Genomic DNA, 15,010 nt, shown 5'->3' with positions numbered 1-15,010 from the left:
ACTGCTGAAACCCCATTTCAGGAGCACGTATGCATCGCTTATTTGCCGCCATCTTCGTCACGGCCGTCTGCCATCTCTGCGCCTACGCCGCCGAGGCGCCGACGCCGCCGTTCGCGCCGGGCGCCCACAAACTGCAAAACGGCCAGGCCAACCAGCTGATGGTGCTTGGCTCACCGCACCTGTCGCAGATGTCGAAGTCCTTCGATCTCGCCAAACTGAGCCTGCTGAACGAGCGGTTGGCGGAGTGGCAGCCGCAGGCCATCGCCATCGAAGAGATGTCCGGACTGCGCTGCGCGTTCATGCGCGGCTATCCGCAGCGCTATGCCGATACCACCAAGAGCTATTGCTGGGACCCGGCCGTTGCCAAGGCGGCGACCGGGCTCGATGTGCCGGAGGCGAACGCGCAGGTCGAACGCCTGCTGGCCGCCTGGCCGGTAGCGCCATCGCCGGCCGAACGCCGCAAGCTGGCGGCGCTGTTCCTGGCGGCCGGCGAGCGCGCTTCCGCCGTGGTGCAGTGGCTGCGGTTGCCGGCCGGCGAACGGCGCGCCGCTGACGGCCTGCCGGACAGCCTGGTGGGGCTGTTGAACACATTTGCGCAGCGGCGCGACGAAAGCTACCAGATCGGCGCGGCGCTGGCCGCGCGCGGCGGACACGATCGGGTCTATCCGATCGACGACCAAACGGCGGCATCGCCCGACGGCGATATGAACGCCTACGCCGCCGCCATCGGAAAGGCCTGGGACAATCCATACACCGCCGCGCGCACGCGGCAATCGGAGGAAGTGGAGAGCCGTCTCGGTACACCGGCCGGCGTGGTGGCGATGTACCGCGCGTATAACGACGCCGGCGCGGCCGAGCAGACCTTCCGCAGCGACTTCGGCGCGGCATTGGAGGAACCGTCGCCGCAGCATTTCGGGCGGGGCTACGTCGGTTATTGGGAGACGCGCAATCTGCGGATGGCCTCCAACATCCGCGACGTGATGACCGCGCGGCCAGGCATGCGCGTGCTGGTGATCGTCGGCGCCTCCCATAAAGCGTATCTGGAGGCCTACCTCGACCAGATGCACGACGTGCGCATCGTCTCCACGGACCGCGTGCTGCGCGCCGAATAAAACACGAGCAGATCGCTCGCCTAGCGTTGCTTATTTGTTACAAGGCACGCTATCATCGATATATCATTTTACGATTACTGGAACCACGCATGAAGCAATTCAAACGCGCCGCGCTGGCGGCCGCCGTGCTGCTGTCGCAAGGCGCCATGGCGCAGACCTGCGCAAATCCAGGCACCAACGCCGGCGCCGCGCTGACTTATCCGGCCACCCGCACGGTCGACCAGACCGACGACTACCACGGCGTTAAAGTGGCCGATCCGTACCGCTGGCTGGAGGACGCCAACAGCGCCGACACCAAGGATTGGGTCGACGCCCAGAACAAGCTCACGCAAGGCTATCTGTCGCAGATCCCCGGCCGCGAGGCGATCAAGACGCGTCTGACCAAGCTGTGGAACTTCGAGCGCTTCAGCGTCCCGTTCAAGGAAGGCGGTCGCTATTTCTACAGCCGTAACGACGGCCTGCAGAACCAGTCGGTGCTCTACACGATGAAAACGCTGGCCGACGTGCCGCGCATGCTGCTCGATCCGAACACGCTGGCCGCCGACGGCACCGTGGCCCTGGCCGGACTGGCCGTCAGCCCGACCGGTAAATACCTCGCCTACAGCACCGCCGCATCGGGCTCGGACTGGAACGAGATCAAGGTGCGCGACATCGACAGCGGCAAGGACGTCGAAGACCATATCAAGTGGGTCAAGTTCTCCAACACCGCGTGGCTGCACGACGGCTCCGGTTTCTTCTACAGCCGCTACGACGAGCCGAAGGAAGCGACCAAGCTGGCCGACGTCAACTACTTCCAGAAGCTGTACTTCCACAAACTGGGCACGCCGCAGAGCGCCGATACGCTGGTCTACGACCGCCCCGACCACAAGGACTGGGGCTTCAGCGCCGACGTGACCCAGGACGGCCGCTACCTGATCATCACGGCGTCGCAGGGCACCGAGAACAAGAACCGCGTGTTCTACAAGGACTTGAGCCGCAAGGACTCCAAGGTCGTCGGCTTGCTGGAGGACTTCGACGCCGTCTATAACTTCGTCGGCAACGAGGGGCCGGTGTTCTGGTTCCATACCGAACGCAACGCGCCGCGCGGCCGCATCGTCAGCATCGACACGCGCAAGCCCGCGGTGCTGAACTGGAAGCAGGTCGTGCCGGAGAGCTCCAACACGCTGGTGTCGGCGTCGATCGTCAACCACCAGCTGCTGGTCGACTACCTGAGCGACGCGCATAGCCTGGTCAAGGTGTTCGACCTCAAAGGCAAACCGCTGCACGACATCGAGCTGCCGGGCCTCGGCACCGCCGGCGGCTTTAGCGGCAAGCGCGCCGACACCGAGACCTTCTATTCCTACACCAGCTTCACCACGCCGACGACGATCTATCGCTACGACCTGAAGGCCAACAAGAGCAGCGTGTACCGCCAGCCGAAGGTCGACTTCGATCCGGCCGGTTTCGAGACGCGCCAGGAGTTTTTCACCAGCCGAGACGGCACCAAGGTGCCGATGTTCATCGTCGCCAGGAAGGGCGTGAAGCTGGATGGCGGCAATCCGACCTACCTGTATGGCTACGGCGGCTTCAATGTGTCGCTGACGCCGGCGTTCTCGGTCGCCAACCTGGCATGGCTGGAGATGGGCGGCGTGTATGTCATGGCCAATCTGCGCGGTGGCGGCGAATACGGCGAATCGTGGCACGAGGCGGGCACCAAGCTGCAAAAGCAAAACGTGTTCGACGACTTTATCGGCGCGGCCGAATGGCTGATCGCGCACAAGGTCACCTCGCCGGCGAAACTGGCCATCGGCGGGGGCAGCAACGGCGGCCTGCTGGTCGGCGCGGCGATGACGCAGCGCCCCGAATTGTTCGCCGCCGCGATCCCGCAGGTGGGCGTGCTCGATATGCTGCGCTTCCATAAATTCACCATCGGCTGGGCGTGGACCTCGGACTACGGCTCGTCCGACAACGCCGACGAGTTCAAGGCGCTGGTCAAGTATTCGCCGCTGCACAACCTGAAGAAGGGAACCTGCTATCCGGCCACGATGATCACCACCGCCGACCATGACGACCGCGTGGTGCCGGCGCACAGCTTCAAGTTCGCCGCCACCGCGCAGGCCGACCAGGCGGGCGCGGCGCCGATCCTGATCCGCATCGACACCAAGGCCGGCCACGGCGCCGGCAAGCCGACCACCAAGCAGATCGAGGAAGTGGCGGATCGCTGGGGCTTCCTGAGCCGCGCGCTGCAGATGGACGGCGCGACGCCGGTGGTGCAAGCCACTGGCGCGCAAGCCGCGCCGGCGCCGGCGGCGGTCAAGGCGGCGGGCCAGCAATGAGGGCCGCGCCAGCCACGGGGCCACTGCTGCTCGCTCTCCTGATGTTGGGCGCGGCGCCGGTGGCGCCGCTGCTGGCGCAAACGAACAATTCTTCGGGAGCGCCGGCGTCCGCCAAATCGCTGGCGGAGGTCACGCGCGGCCTGCAATCGCAGCCGGGCTTCATCGACGTCTGGCGCGACGCGGCCAGGGGCAGGGTGCTGCTGTCGGTGGTGTCGCTGGAGCAGCCGTTCCTGTTACTCAGTTCCCTGCCGTACGCGTTGGGTTCGAACGACGTCGGCCTCGATCGCGGACAGGCCGGCGACATGCGCATGGTCCGTTTCGAGAAGCATGGCGCCAAACTATTCCTGGTCCAAGACAACACGGCCTACATCGCCGCGTCGGCGGACAAGGACGAGCGTGCGGCCGTCAAGGAATCGTTCGCCAACGCCGTGCTGTGGTCGGGCGACATCCTCGCCAGCGACGGCGGCGCGCATCTGGTCGACTTCTCCAGCTTCCTGCTGGCCGACCGTCATGGCGTTGCCGGACGGCTGGCGGCGGCCAGGCAAGGCGCCTATCAGGTCGATCCGGCCCGCAGCGCGGTGCTGGCCGAACAGGCTAAATCCTTTCCCGATAACGTGGAACTCGAAGCGCTGCTGACCTTCGCCGGTCCGGGGCAGGCGGAGTACGTGCGGCAGGTCGCCGTCGATCCGGCCAGCCTGTCGATGCGCCAGCGTATCAGCATGGTGCGTCTGCCGCGCGTCGACCGGCAGGCGGGCTGGCGGCCGCGCAGCTATCATCCGTTCTCCGGCGGCTTCGATGTCAACTACTACGACTTCGCCACGCCGCTCGCCAGCAGCATCGACGTGCACTGGCAGGTGCGGCACCGTCTGGAAAAGACCGATCCCTTGGCGGCGGTCAGCACCGTCAAGAAACCGATCGTGTACTACGTCGACCGTGGCGCGCCGGAGCCGGTGCGCAGCGCGCTGCTGCAGGGCGCCTCGTGGTGGGCCAGCGCCTTCGAGAAGGCCGGCTTCAAGGATGCCTACCGCGTCGAGCTGCTGCCGGAAGGCGTCGATGCCATGGACATCCGCTACAATGTGATCCATTGGGTGCACCGCGCCACGCGCGGCTGGTCCTACGGGAACGCGCTGGCCGATCCGCGCACCGGCGAGATCATACGCGGCGCCGTCACGCTCGGATCGCAACGCGTGCGGCAGGACATCCTGATCGCCGAAAGCCTGCTCGCCCCGTACGGAAAGAACGCCCCGGCGGACAAGCATCGGCTGGCCGAGGAGATGGCATTGGCGCGCCTGCGCCAGTTGGCGGCGCACGAAGTCGGCCACACACTGGGCTTCGCGCACAACTTCGCCGCCAGCCGCGCCGGCGATGGCAACGGCTCGGTCATGGACTATCCGCATCCGATCCTGAAACTCAACGCACAAGGCGAGGTCGATCTGGCCGGCGCGTACGGCGTCGGCGTCGGACCCTGGGACGATTACATCGTCAACTACGTCTACGGCGATTTCGGTGGCGGCGCTCAGGAGCAGGCCGCGCTGGCCAAGCTGCGCGCCGATGCCAGGGCCGCCGGCCTGTTATATTCCAGCGACCAGGATGACCGCACGCCGGGGGCCAGCCACCCGGATGGACTGCTATGGGACTTCGGCCCCGATACGATCAAGACCTGGGACCAGCTGGGCGCCGTGCGCCAGCGCGCGCTGCAAACCTTTTCGGTGGACGTGCTGCCGGACGCACGCCAGATCGGCGAGCTCGAAGCGCGCCTGGTGCCGGTGTACCTGCTGCAACGCTACCAGGGCGAAGCGCTGGCGCGTCTGATCGGCGGCGGCGACTTCGATTACACGACCAGCGGCGACGTCAAAGCCGGTATCGGCAAGGCGGGCGTCAACGCCACGCCGGCGCCGGTCCAGCGCCTGGCGTTGAACCGGCTGGCGGACAGCCTGCGGGCGGAATACCTGGCGCTGCCGGCGAACGTGCTCGATGTGCTGACGCCACCGGCGATGGGACATGATCGTGGCCGCGAATACTTCGCCACCCGCATGGGTTCCGTGTTCGACGCCTTCTCGATCGCCGAGGCGGGCGCCGCGCAAACCGCCGGCTTCCTGCTGGACGCGGCGCGCATCAACCGCTTGGCGTGGCAGCATGCGCGCGACGCGCAGCAGCCCGGCGTGCAGGAGGTGCTGTCGCTGCTGCTGCAAAAGACGTGGAAGCGCGAGCCGGTGCCGGCGGCGGTGGTGGGCGGCGAGGCGGTGCAGCTGGCGGCCAACTGGGTGCTCGTCGACGGATTATTGAATCTGCTGGATGGGGGCAAGCTGCATCCGAACGTCGCGGCCGAAGTCACGCAGTCGGTCCGTGAGCTGGCGCAGTGGCTGCAAAAAAATCCCGGCAAGGGCGTAACGGCCACCAGCCGCAAGGAGGCGGCCGAACTGGTAAGCGCCTATCTGAAGGACCCGCGCAGCGTTAAACTGCGCGCCGCTCCGGCGGTTCCACCGGGAGCGCCGATCTAGGACTAGAACCGACCGGCGCGACGCGCCCGCACTAATATGATGCAATTTTTCGGTGCGCACGCCCATGGTGCGTGCGCAGTGCCGAAACAAAATACAGTTAAATCATAGACTTAAAATTTGCACCAATCTGGAACAAATATTGCTTATATGCGTATTGGTTCTCAGATCATGCATTATTTTGGGGAGTGATTTTGATGGGTTTACACAAAGACGGCGCCGACGCATTGTTCATCTTGCTAGGCGCCATCATGATTTTGGCGATGCACGCCGGCTTCGCGTTCCTCGAGCTGGGCACCGTGCGCAAGAAAAACCAGGTCAACGCGCTGGTCAAGATCCTGGTGGATTTCGCGGTATCCACCATTGCCTACTTCTTCGTCGGTTACAGCATCGCGTATGGCGTCAATTTCTTCTCCCCGGCCGACGTGCTGGCGGCCAAAAATGGCTATGAGCTGGTCAAATTCTTCTTCCTGCTGACGTTCGCGGCCGCCATCCCGGCCATCATCTCGGGCGGCATCGCCGAACGGGCGCGCTTCCATCCACAATTGATCGCCACCGCGCTGCTGGTCGGCTTGGTCTATCCGTTCTTCGAGGGGATAGTCTGGAACCGCCGCTTCGGCATCCAGGACTGGCTGCTGCGGGCTTCAGGCGCCGAGTTTCATGACTTCGCCGGCTCGGTGGTGGTGCACGCGGTGGGCGGCTGGATCGCGTTGCCGGCGGTGCTGTTGCTGGGCGCGCGGCGCGGGCGCTATATGAAGAACGGCGCGATCGCCGCGCATCCGCCGTCGTCGATTCCGTTTCTGGCGCTGGGCGCGTGGATTCTGACAGTGGGCTGGTTCGGCTTCAACGTCATGAGCGCCCAATCGCTCGACAAAATGAACGGCCTGGTGGCCGTCAACTCGCTGATGGCGATGGTCGGCGGCACGCTGGTCGCGCTGCTGATGGGGAAAAACGATCCCGGTTTCGCCTATAACGGGCCGCTGGCGGGGCTGGTGGCGGTGTGCGCGGGATCGGACCTGATGCATCCGCTGGGCGCGCTGGTCACCGGCGGTATCGCCGGCGCCATCTTCGTCGGGATGTTTACGCTGGCGCAGAACAAGTGGAAGATCGACGATGTGCTGGGCGTGTGGCCGTTGCATGGCCTGTGCGGCGCATGGGGCGGGATCGCGGCGGGGATTTTCGGATTGAAGGCGCTGGGCGGAATGGGCGGCGTGTCGTTCGCCGCGCAGTTGGCCGGGACGGCGCTGGGCGTGGCGATCGCGCTGGCGGGCGGCTTCGCGATCTATGGCGTGTTGAAGGCCACGATGGGACTGCGGCTCGATCCGGAAGACGAGTTCCAGGGCGCCGACCTCGCGATCCACCGCATCAGCTCCACGCCGGAGCGCGAATCGAACTGGTAGTGGCGTAGCCTGCGCTGGCCCGGCCCCGGGTCAGCGGTGTATCACCACCAGCAGCGCCTTCGCCTCGGTCTTGCCGACATTGCGGATGGTGTGCTGCTGGTCGCCAGGGTAGCGCGCCGTGCCGCCCAGTTTCACCTTCTTCTTGGTATTGCCAACTTCCACCTCAACCGATCCATGCAGCAGCGTGACGTGCTCCTGCGCCCCCGGATCGTGCCCTTGCGACGCCAGTTCGCCACCGGGCGACAAGGTCAGCTCATACCATTCATACTTACCCGCCAGCTCCATCGGCCCGAGGATGCGCAGCACGTAGCCGGCGTGGTTGCCGGGCAGGGTGGGGGTTTCGTGGGCATCCAGCACGCGGATGGTCTCGGATTCCTTCTCCGCCGTCGCCAGCAGTTCGCCGATCTGCACCCCCAACGCGTTGGACAGCCGCCAGGTGATCGCGATGGTTGGATTGGCCTTCTCTCGCTCGATCTGCGACAGCATCGATTTGGAGACGCCGGCGATGCGCGACAGGTCTTCCAGCGTCAGGCCGCGCGCCAGGCGCAAACGTTGCAGGGCGGCGCCGACCTCGGGTGGTGCGTTCGTCGAAACAGGTGTTTTCATTGTTTTATTCGGCGGATAGGCTAAATTCTAAGTAAATCTGTCGGAAAAACGCGGTCAGAACCGCATGCTCCCGTCTTGCGCAGTTCACTGGTTCTCTGTAAGATTCGATATATTGAATTTGAGTTCGACATAACGGATTTCTCATAAGGCAGTGAAAATCTGCTGAAATCGTACCACATACAAGGACCATCATGAGCGACCAAGCAAAAAGCACTTTCTTCAGCGGCCTGCAGCAAAACCTCGATCAATTGCGCGATCAGGGCCTGTACAAGCCGGAGCGCGTGCTCGCTTCGCGCCAGGGTTCCGAAGTGGTCGCCCAGGATGGCAGCACCCTGATCAATATGTGCGCCAACAACTACCTCGGCCTGTCCGGCGAGGAGTGGGTGGCCAAGGCATCGATCGAGGCGACCGAAAAATACGGCTACGGCCTGTCGTCGGTGCGTTTCATCTGCGGCACCCAGACCGTGCACAAGCAGCTGGAGCAGGCGATCTCCAAATTTCTCGGCACCGAGGACACGATCCTGTACGCGGCCGCGTTCGACGCCAATGGCGGCGTGTTCGAGCCGCTGTTCGACGAGAACGACGCCATCATCTCCGACGCGTTGAACCACGCCTCCATTATCGACGGCATCCGCCTGTGCAAGGCGGCGCGCTTCCGCTACGCCCACAACGACATGGCCGACCTGGAGGCGCAGCTGCAAGCGGCCGCCGACAAGCGCCATAAAGTCATCGTCACCGACGGCGTGTTCTCGATGGACGGCACCATCGCCCAGCTGGACAAGATCTGCGACCTGGCCGACAAATACGGCGCGCTGGTGATGATCGACGAATGCCACGCCTCCGGCTTCATGGGCGCGACCGGCCGCGGCACGCACGAGCACCACAACGTGATGGGCCGCATCGACATCATCACCGGTACGCTGGGCAAGGCCCTGGGCGGCGCGATGGGCGGCTTCACCTCCGCACGCAAGGAAGTGATCGACATGCTGCGCCAGAAATCGCGTCCCTACCTGTTCTCCAACACGCTGGCGCCATCGATCGCCGGCGCCTCGCTGGCGGTGCTGGAACGCCTGTCGCAGTCGACCGAACTGCGCGACCGCCTGCACGAGAACACCGCCTACTTCCGCAAGGAGATCGAGCGTATCGGCTTTACCATCAAGCCGGGTACGCATCCCGTGGTTCCTGTCATGTTGTTCGATGCGCCCGTGGCGCAGAAATTCGCAGCACGAATGTATGAGCTGGGCGTTCTGCTCAGCGGCTTCTTCTACCCGGTGGTCCCGATGGGCCAGGCGCGCGTGCGTGTCCAACTGTCTGCCGCGCATACCCGCGCACAGCTGGACGCCGTGCTCAAAGCATTCGAACAGGCGGGCACAGAGCTTGGCCTGCTTAAAAAATAAAACAGTCAGGAATCAAAATGGAACAACAACGCATCCTCGTCATCGGCGCCAACGGCCAAATCGGCAGTGAACTGGTGGAGGCGCTGGCCGCCAGGCACGGCGCGCAAAACGTCATCGCCAGCGACATCAGCCCGACCAATCTGTACAACGCGGCGCGCTACACGCCGCTCAACGTGCTGGACAAGCAGGCGCTGTCCACGCTGGTGACGGAGGAGGGCATCACGCAGGTGTACCAACTCGCGGCGATGCTGTCGGCCACCGGCGAAGCGGCACCGCTCAAGGCCTGGACGTTGAACATGGACGGCCTGCTGAATATCCTGGAAGTGGCGCGCGAGCGCGGCATCATCGGCAAACCGCTCAAGGTCTTCTGGCCGTCGTCGATCGCCGCTTTCGGCCCGAACACGCCTGCCGTGAACACGCCGCAAACGACGGTGATGGACCCGACCACGATCTACGGCATCAGCAAGCTGGCCGGCGAGCGGCTATGCGAGTACTACTTCATCAAGTACGGCGTCGATGTGCGCAGCATCCGCTACCCGGGCATCATCAGCTTCAAGTCGCCACCGGGCGGCGGCACCACCGACTATGCGATCGCGATCTTCCATTCGGCGCTGCGCGGCGAGCGCTATGAATGCTTCCTCGGCCCGCAGACCACGCTGCCGATGATCTACATGCCTGACGCGATCCGCGCCACCATCGAACTGATGGAAGCGCCGGCCGAACAGGTCAAGGTGCGTTCGGCCTACAACGTGGCCGGCGTGTCCTTCAACCCGGAGCAACTGGCCGCAGCGATCACGCGCGCCGTACCGGACTTCAAAATCGCCTATAAGCCCGACAGCCGCCAGGCCATCGCCGACACCTGGCCGCAAAGCCTGGACGATGCCACCGCGACGGCCGACTGGGGCTGGAAAGCCCGCGTCGGCATCGAGGAGATGGTGACCGACATGCTGGCCAACGTCGACGTCAGTCTCGGCAAAGCAGCGTAATCAACACCAGCAACCACACTATAAAAAAAGAGAGACAACTGATGGACATGAGCGTATTCGATTTGTTCAAGATCGGCATCGGGCCGTCGAGTTCCCACACGGTGGGACCGATGGTGGCGGCCCGCCGTTTCCTGCTCGACTGCGCTCCGCTTGACGATGTCACCGAGGTGAGCGCCGAGCTGTATGGCTCCTTGGCGCTGACCGGCATCGGCCACGCGACCGACAAGGCGGTGATTCTCGGCTTGATGGGCGAGACGCCGCAGGACGTGGTGCCGACGCGGGTCGAAGGCCAACTGGCCGAAGCCGAAACGGCGGGTGAGCTGAAGCTTCTGGGTAGCCATGCGGTGCCGTTCAAACGTGGCAAGCACCTGATCTTCCACATGGCCGAGTCGCTGGCCGAACACCCCAACGGCATGCGTTTCACGCTGACCCGCGCCGACGGTTCCACCACCAGCAAGGTCTATTATTCGGTGGGCGGTGGTTTCATCAAGGAGGAGGGCGAGGCGCCGCAGATGCCCTCCAGCGGCGACGGCGCCGCCGCCGCCTCGGCGATCCCGTACCCGTTCGACACCATGGACCAGCTGCTGGCCCATGGCGAAGCGAGCGGCCTGACGATCCCGCAAATGCTGCGCGCGAACGAACGCCTCAAGCGCAGCGAGGATGAACTGAACGCCGGCATCGACAAGATCTGGCACGTCATGCGCGACTGCATCGCACATGGTCTGGAAACGGCCGGCCGGCTGCCGGGCGGCTTGAACGTCAAGCGCCGCGCCGCCAACCTGTGGACGCAATCCCAGTCCAGCGACAGCCGGGCGAACCAGCTGCCGCACGACGCGCTGCACCAGGTCAGCCTGTACGCGATGGCCGTCAACGAGGAAAACGCGGCCGGCGGCCGCGTGGTCACGGCGCCGACCAACGGCGCGGCCGGCATCATTCCGGCGGTGCTGCGCTACTACGCGGAGGACTGCAAGCCGAGCGATCCGGTCACCGGCATCCGCGACTTCATGCTCACGGCGGCGGCCATCGGCATGCTGTGCAAGCGTAACGCGTCGATCTCGGGGGCCGAAATCGGCTGCCAGGGCGAGGTTGGCGTGGCCTGCGCGATGGCGGCCGCGGGCCTGGTGGCGGCGCTGGGCGGCTCCAACAACCAGATCGAGAACGCCGCCGAAATCGGCATCGAGCATCATCTCGGCATGACCTGCGATCCGATCGGCGGGCTGGTGCAAATTCCCTGCATCGAGCGTAACGGCATGGGCGCGGTCAAGGCGATTACCGCGGCGTCACTGGCGCTGAAGGGCGACGGCACGCATTTCGTCAGCCTCGACGAAGTGATCGAAACGATGCGCCAGACCGGCGCCGACATGCAGGCCAAGTACAAGGAAACCTCGCTCGGCGGCCTGGCGATCCACGTCATCACCGTCAACCACGCGGCCTGCTGAGGCGCGAACTTACGTCACCACCTCCAGCATCAGCTGCCGGAACGCCTGTTCCGGCACCGGTTTGCTGAATAAATAGCCCTGCATCTCGTTGCAATGCTGCTGCTGGAGGAACTCCAGCTGCTCGGCCGTCTCCACGCCTTCGGCGATCGTCTTCAGTCCCAGGCTGCGCGCCATGTTGATGATGGCGCTGACGATCGCCTTGTCCTCGGCGTCGGTGCTGATATCGCGCACGAACGACTTGTCGATCTTTAGCTTGTACACCTTGAACTTCTTCAAGTGACTGAGCGACGAATAGCCGGTGCCGAAATCGTCGATCGACATCCGTATGCCGCGCTCGTGCAGGTTGTTCATCATGGCGATGGCGCCCTGCGGATCGTTCAGCGCCACGCCTTCGGTCAGCTCCAGCTCCAGATACTCCGGCGGCAAGCCTTCCTCCTGCAGGATCTGCGTGATCAGTTCCGGCAGATCGGTATTGCGGAACTGCGTGGCTGACAGGTTGACGGCCATGACCAGCGGCGGCAAGCCATCGTCGAGCCACGCGCGCGCCTGCCGCACGGCCTGGCGCAGCACCCATGCGCCGATCGGCAGTATCAGTCCGCTCTCCTCGGCGGCGGGAATGAATTCGACCGGCGATACCACGCCCAGCTCCGGCGTCGACCAGCGCAGCAGCGCCTCGGCGCCGATGATGCGTTGCTCCGGCAGCGACACCTGCGGCTGATACACCACCTGCATCTGGTCGCGCTCGAGCGCATAGCGCAGCGCGTTGACCAATTGCAGATGGCGCGCCGCGCGCTGCTGCATGGCGGCCGTGAAAAAACGGAAGTCGTGCCGGCCCGCGTGCTTGACCTGGTACATGGCGGCGTCGGCGCGTTGCAGCAGCGTTTCCATGTCGGCGCCGTCGGCCGGGAACAGGGCGATGCCGATCGACGCCGTCACCTTCAGGTCGTGCGTGCCGACCCGGAACGGCTGGGCGATCAGATCCATCAGCTTGCGCGCCACTTCGGCCGCGTCCTGCGATTCCGCTTTTTGCAGCACGAAGATGAACTCGTCGCCGCCCAGGCGCGCCACGATGTCCTCCTCGCGCAGGCCCTGGCGCAGGCGCTTGGCCAGCTCGCACAGCAGGCCGTCGCCGACGCTGTGGCCGAGCGAATCGTTGATGTCCTTGAAGTGGTCCAGGTCGAGCATCATCAGCGCCATCGATTCGCGGTTGCGGCGCGCCAGCGCCAGCGCGTGCAGCGTGTGCTCCTGCAGCTGCGCGCGGTTCGGCAGGCCGGTCAGTGGATCGAAATGCGCCAGGTACTGTATCCGCTCGTCGGCCAGCTTGCGGTCGGTGATGTCGCGTGTGATCCCGAGCAGCATGCGCTGCTCGCCGTCGGCGCCGTACATCGGCGCCGCGTGGGTCTCCAGCCAGCGCTGGCCGCCCTTCAAACCCTGGATGCGGAATTCCAGATGGCCGTTCTCGCCGTTGATGACGCGCTGGTGCAGCGCGATGAAGGCGTCGCGGTACTCCGGCAGGATCAGGTCCGTGAGCACGTGGTTTTGCAGCTCCTCGAGCGAATCCGCCTCGAGGATCTTCAGGCCCGCCGCGTTCATTTCCAGCAGCCGGCCATGGGCGTCCACCACCTTGATGCATTCCGGTTCGGTCTCGATGATGGTGCGCAGGTGCTGCTCGCTTTTGCGCAGCGAGGCCTCGGTCAGCTCGCGTTTGCGGTCGTGGTCGAAGTTCTTCAGCGCGAATTCGATGTCGAGCGCCATCTCGACGAACAGCTCGCGCACCTCGGCGTCGAACACCTCGGTGGTGGTGGAATAGGCCGAGAAGAAGCCGACGATCCGGCCCTGGCGCCGTAGCGGCAGGTGCGCCGATGCCGCCCAGCCATAGCGCGCCGCGCGCGCGTGCCAGGGCGCCGTCTCCGGCGACTTCAGGAAGTCCTGGCACCAGTAAGGCTCGCCACTGCGGTGGCACACGCCGATCGGTCCGCGCCCCTCCGGCAGCTCTTCGTCGAGCGAGATGCCAAGATTGTTCAGGTACTCGGTGCCGTCGCCGGCGCACGCCGCCGGCGATACGTTGCTCGGCTGGCCATCGCCGGCGGCGTCGATCATGCCGATCCAGGCCATCGACATGCCGCCGTAGGTGACCACCGCGCCGCAGATATCGTCGAACAGTTCCTGTTCGCTGGTGCTGCGCACGATGGACTGGTTGCACTGGCTGAGCGCCGCGTACAGGCGGCCGACGCGCTGCGAGCGCGCCAGCGCCAGTCCGCGCTCGGAATCGAGCCTGGCCAGGTTGCGCTGCATGCCGGCCAGCCAGGTCCAGACGCTTTCCCCGGCGCCGTCGCGCACCACCAGCGGTTCGCTGACATCGCCCCGGCCCAGCCGCCCGATGGCGGTCTGCAATTGCTCGACCGAGCAGCCCAGCGCCGTGTCGAGGTTGCGCTTGGCACGCCACAACAACGCCAGCAGGATCAGCGCGACCAGCATGAAGCCGGCCCTGGCCAGGTTGGCCTCGGCCGACGTCGAGCGGACCGCCTCCAGGCTGCGCCGCTCGACGCTCTCGTTCACCTGCGCGATCGGCTCCATGATGGCGGCCTTGGCGCGGTGGTACGTGTCGTCGAAGAGCAGGGCCAGGGCGGCGGCGACGGCCATCGGATCGTCGCCGCCGAAGTCGCGCATCGCCAGCGCCTTGTTTTCGATCGCCGTCAGGCGGTCCGATTCGTCCTTGGCCCGGGTCAGCAGCGACAACTCGGCCGGTGTGAACGGAGTGTTTTGAATGAGTTCCATCAGCGCGACCGGATGGCCGTCGCGCCTGGGCCGCTGCTGCTGTTCCAGCACCAGGTCCCAATAGACATTGTCGTAGCTTTGCGGGCGCGCCTGGCGGCCGTCGCGGATATCGATAATCTCCTGATAATTTTTCCGGTATTTGGGGTCGCCGGTGGCCACATACGTGCGCGCCATGCGGGTCAGGTCGTCCGACGATTGCCGCAGTTCCTCCACCAGGCTGCGGGAGACGTAGCGCAGCTCGTTGGCGCGGTCGATGCGCTTTTCGGTCCACACGTACAGCAGGAAGGCGATGGTGACGATGAACAGGGCGCTGAAGCAGGCCCACAGCATGCTGGCGAATGGGGCGGCTTTGCGGAGTGCGGGGGACGTCATCATCATCGATTGCGGCGGCGGCGGAAAATGGAAACAGCGCTGGGGGTGGCTGGTTCAGTATATTGCTGGAATGACAGACAAACCAGCGCGCGCCAACCGAACATGGC

9 protein-coding genes are annotated in these 15,010 nt (G+C 65.0%); 7 read left to right on the top strand and 2 right to left on the bottom strand.

Annotation, left to right across the window (positions count from 1 at the left end; translation table 11 throughout):
* The first annotated feature begins 29 nt into the window (after positions 1–29).
* From BMX85_RS14450 to BMX85_RS14435, 4 genes are all read left to right on the top strand, one after another.
* Positions 30–1,112, top strand: a complete 1,083-nt coding sequence (locus tag BMX85_RS14450; protein ID WP_090319129.1) for a DUF5694 domain-containing protein — start codon at positions 30–32, stop codon at positions 1,110–1,112.
* Between the two features lie 89 nt (positions 1,113–1,201).
* On the top strand, positions 1,202–3,427 hold the full coding sequence (locus BMX85_RS14445) for a prolyl oligopeptidase family serine peptidase (RefSeq protein WP_090319126.1): 2,226 nt from the start codon (positions 1,202–1,204) through the stop codon (positions 3,425–3,427).
* Positions 3,424–5,928: a zinc-dependent metalloprotease gene (locus BMX85_RS14440; protein ID WP_090319123.1), complete on the top strand. Its 2,505-nt coding sequence runs from the start codon at positions 3,424–3,426 to the stop codon at positions 5,926–5,928. Before BMX85_RS14445 ends, BMX85_RS14440 begins: the two co-directional genes overlap by 4 nt.
* A gap of 194 nt (positions 5,929–6,122) precedes the next feature.
* Positions 6,123–7,325 (top strand): ammonium transporter, encoded by a 1,203-nt coding sequence (locus tag BMX85_RS14435; RefSeq protein ID WP_090319120.1) that lies wholly within the window; start codon positions 6,123–6,125, stop codon positions 7,323–7,325.
* A gap of 30 nt (positions 7,326–7,355) precedes the next feature.
* Here BMX85_RS14435 and BMX85_RS14430 read toward each other — a convergent pair whose 3' ends face one another.
* A complete protein-coding gene (locus BMX85_RS14430) occupies positions 7,356–7,931 on the bottom strand; it encodes a helix-turn-helix domain-containing protein (protein ID WP_090319117.1) in 576 nt (191 codons plus the stop codon).
* A gap of 191 nt (positions 7,932–8,122) precedes the next feature.
* Here BMX85_RS14430 and kbl point away from each other — a divergent pair, with 191 nt between their 5' ends.
* The 3 genes from kbl to BMX85_RS14415 are packed head-to-tail and all read left to right on the top strand — an operon-like array spanning position 8,123 to position 11,753.
* Positions 8,123–9,328: a glycine C-acetyltransferase gene (gene kbl / locus BMX85_RS14425; RefSeq protein ID WP_090319114.1), complete on the top strand. Its 1,206-nt coding sequence runs from the start codon at positions 8,123–8,125 to the stop codon at positions 9,326–9,328.
* A 17-nt stretch (positions 9,329–9,345) separates the two neighbouring features.
* Complete coding sequence (locus BMX85_RS14420; protein ID WP_090319111.1) at positions 9,346–10,314, top strand: NAD-dependent epimerase/dehydratase family protein; 969 nt, start codon at positions 9,346–9,348, stop codon at positions 10,312–10,314.
* Positions 10,315–10,355: 41 nt separating this feature from the next.
* On the top strand, positions 10,356–11,753 hold the full coding sequence (locus BMX85_RS14415) for an L-serine ammonia-lyase (protein WP_090319108.1): 1,398 nt from the start codon (positions 10,356–10,358) through the stop codon (positions 11,751–11,753).
* Between the two features lie 9 nt (positions 11,754–11,762).
* On the opposite strand, the gene BMX85_RS30995 is transcribed toward BMX85_RS14415, so the two are convergent.
* On the bottom strand, positions 11,763–14,909 hold the full coding sequence (locus BMX85_RS30995; protein ID WP_229210459.1) for a bifunctional diguanylate cyclase/phosphodiesterase: 3,147 nt from the start codon (positions 14,907–14,909) through the stop codon (positions 11,763–11,765).
* Positions 14,910–15,010 lie beyond the last annotated feature (101 nt).

The sequence above is a fragment of the Duganella sp. CF517 genome (assembly GCF_900110275.1).
Lineage (GTDB): Bacteria > Pseudomonadota > Gammaproteobacteria > Burkholderiales > Burkholderiaceae_D > Rugamonas.
The sequence above is the reverse complement of the archived record's forward strand: the minus strand, read 5'-3'. Positions and strand labels throughout refer to the sequence as shown.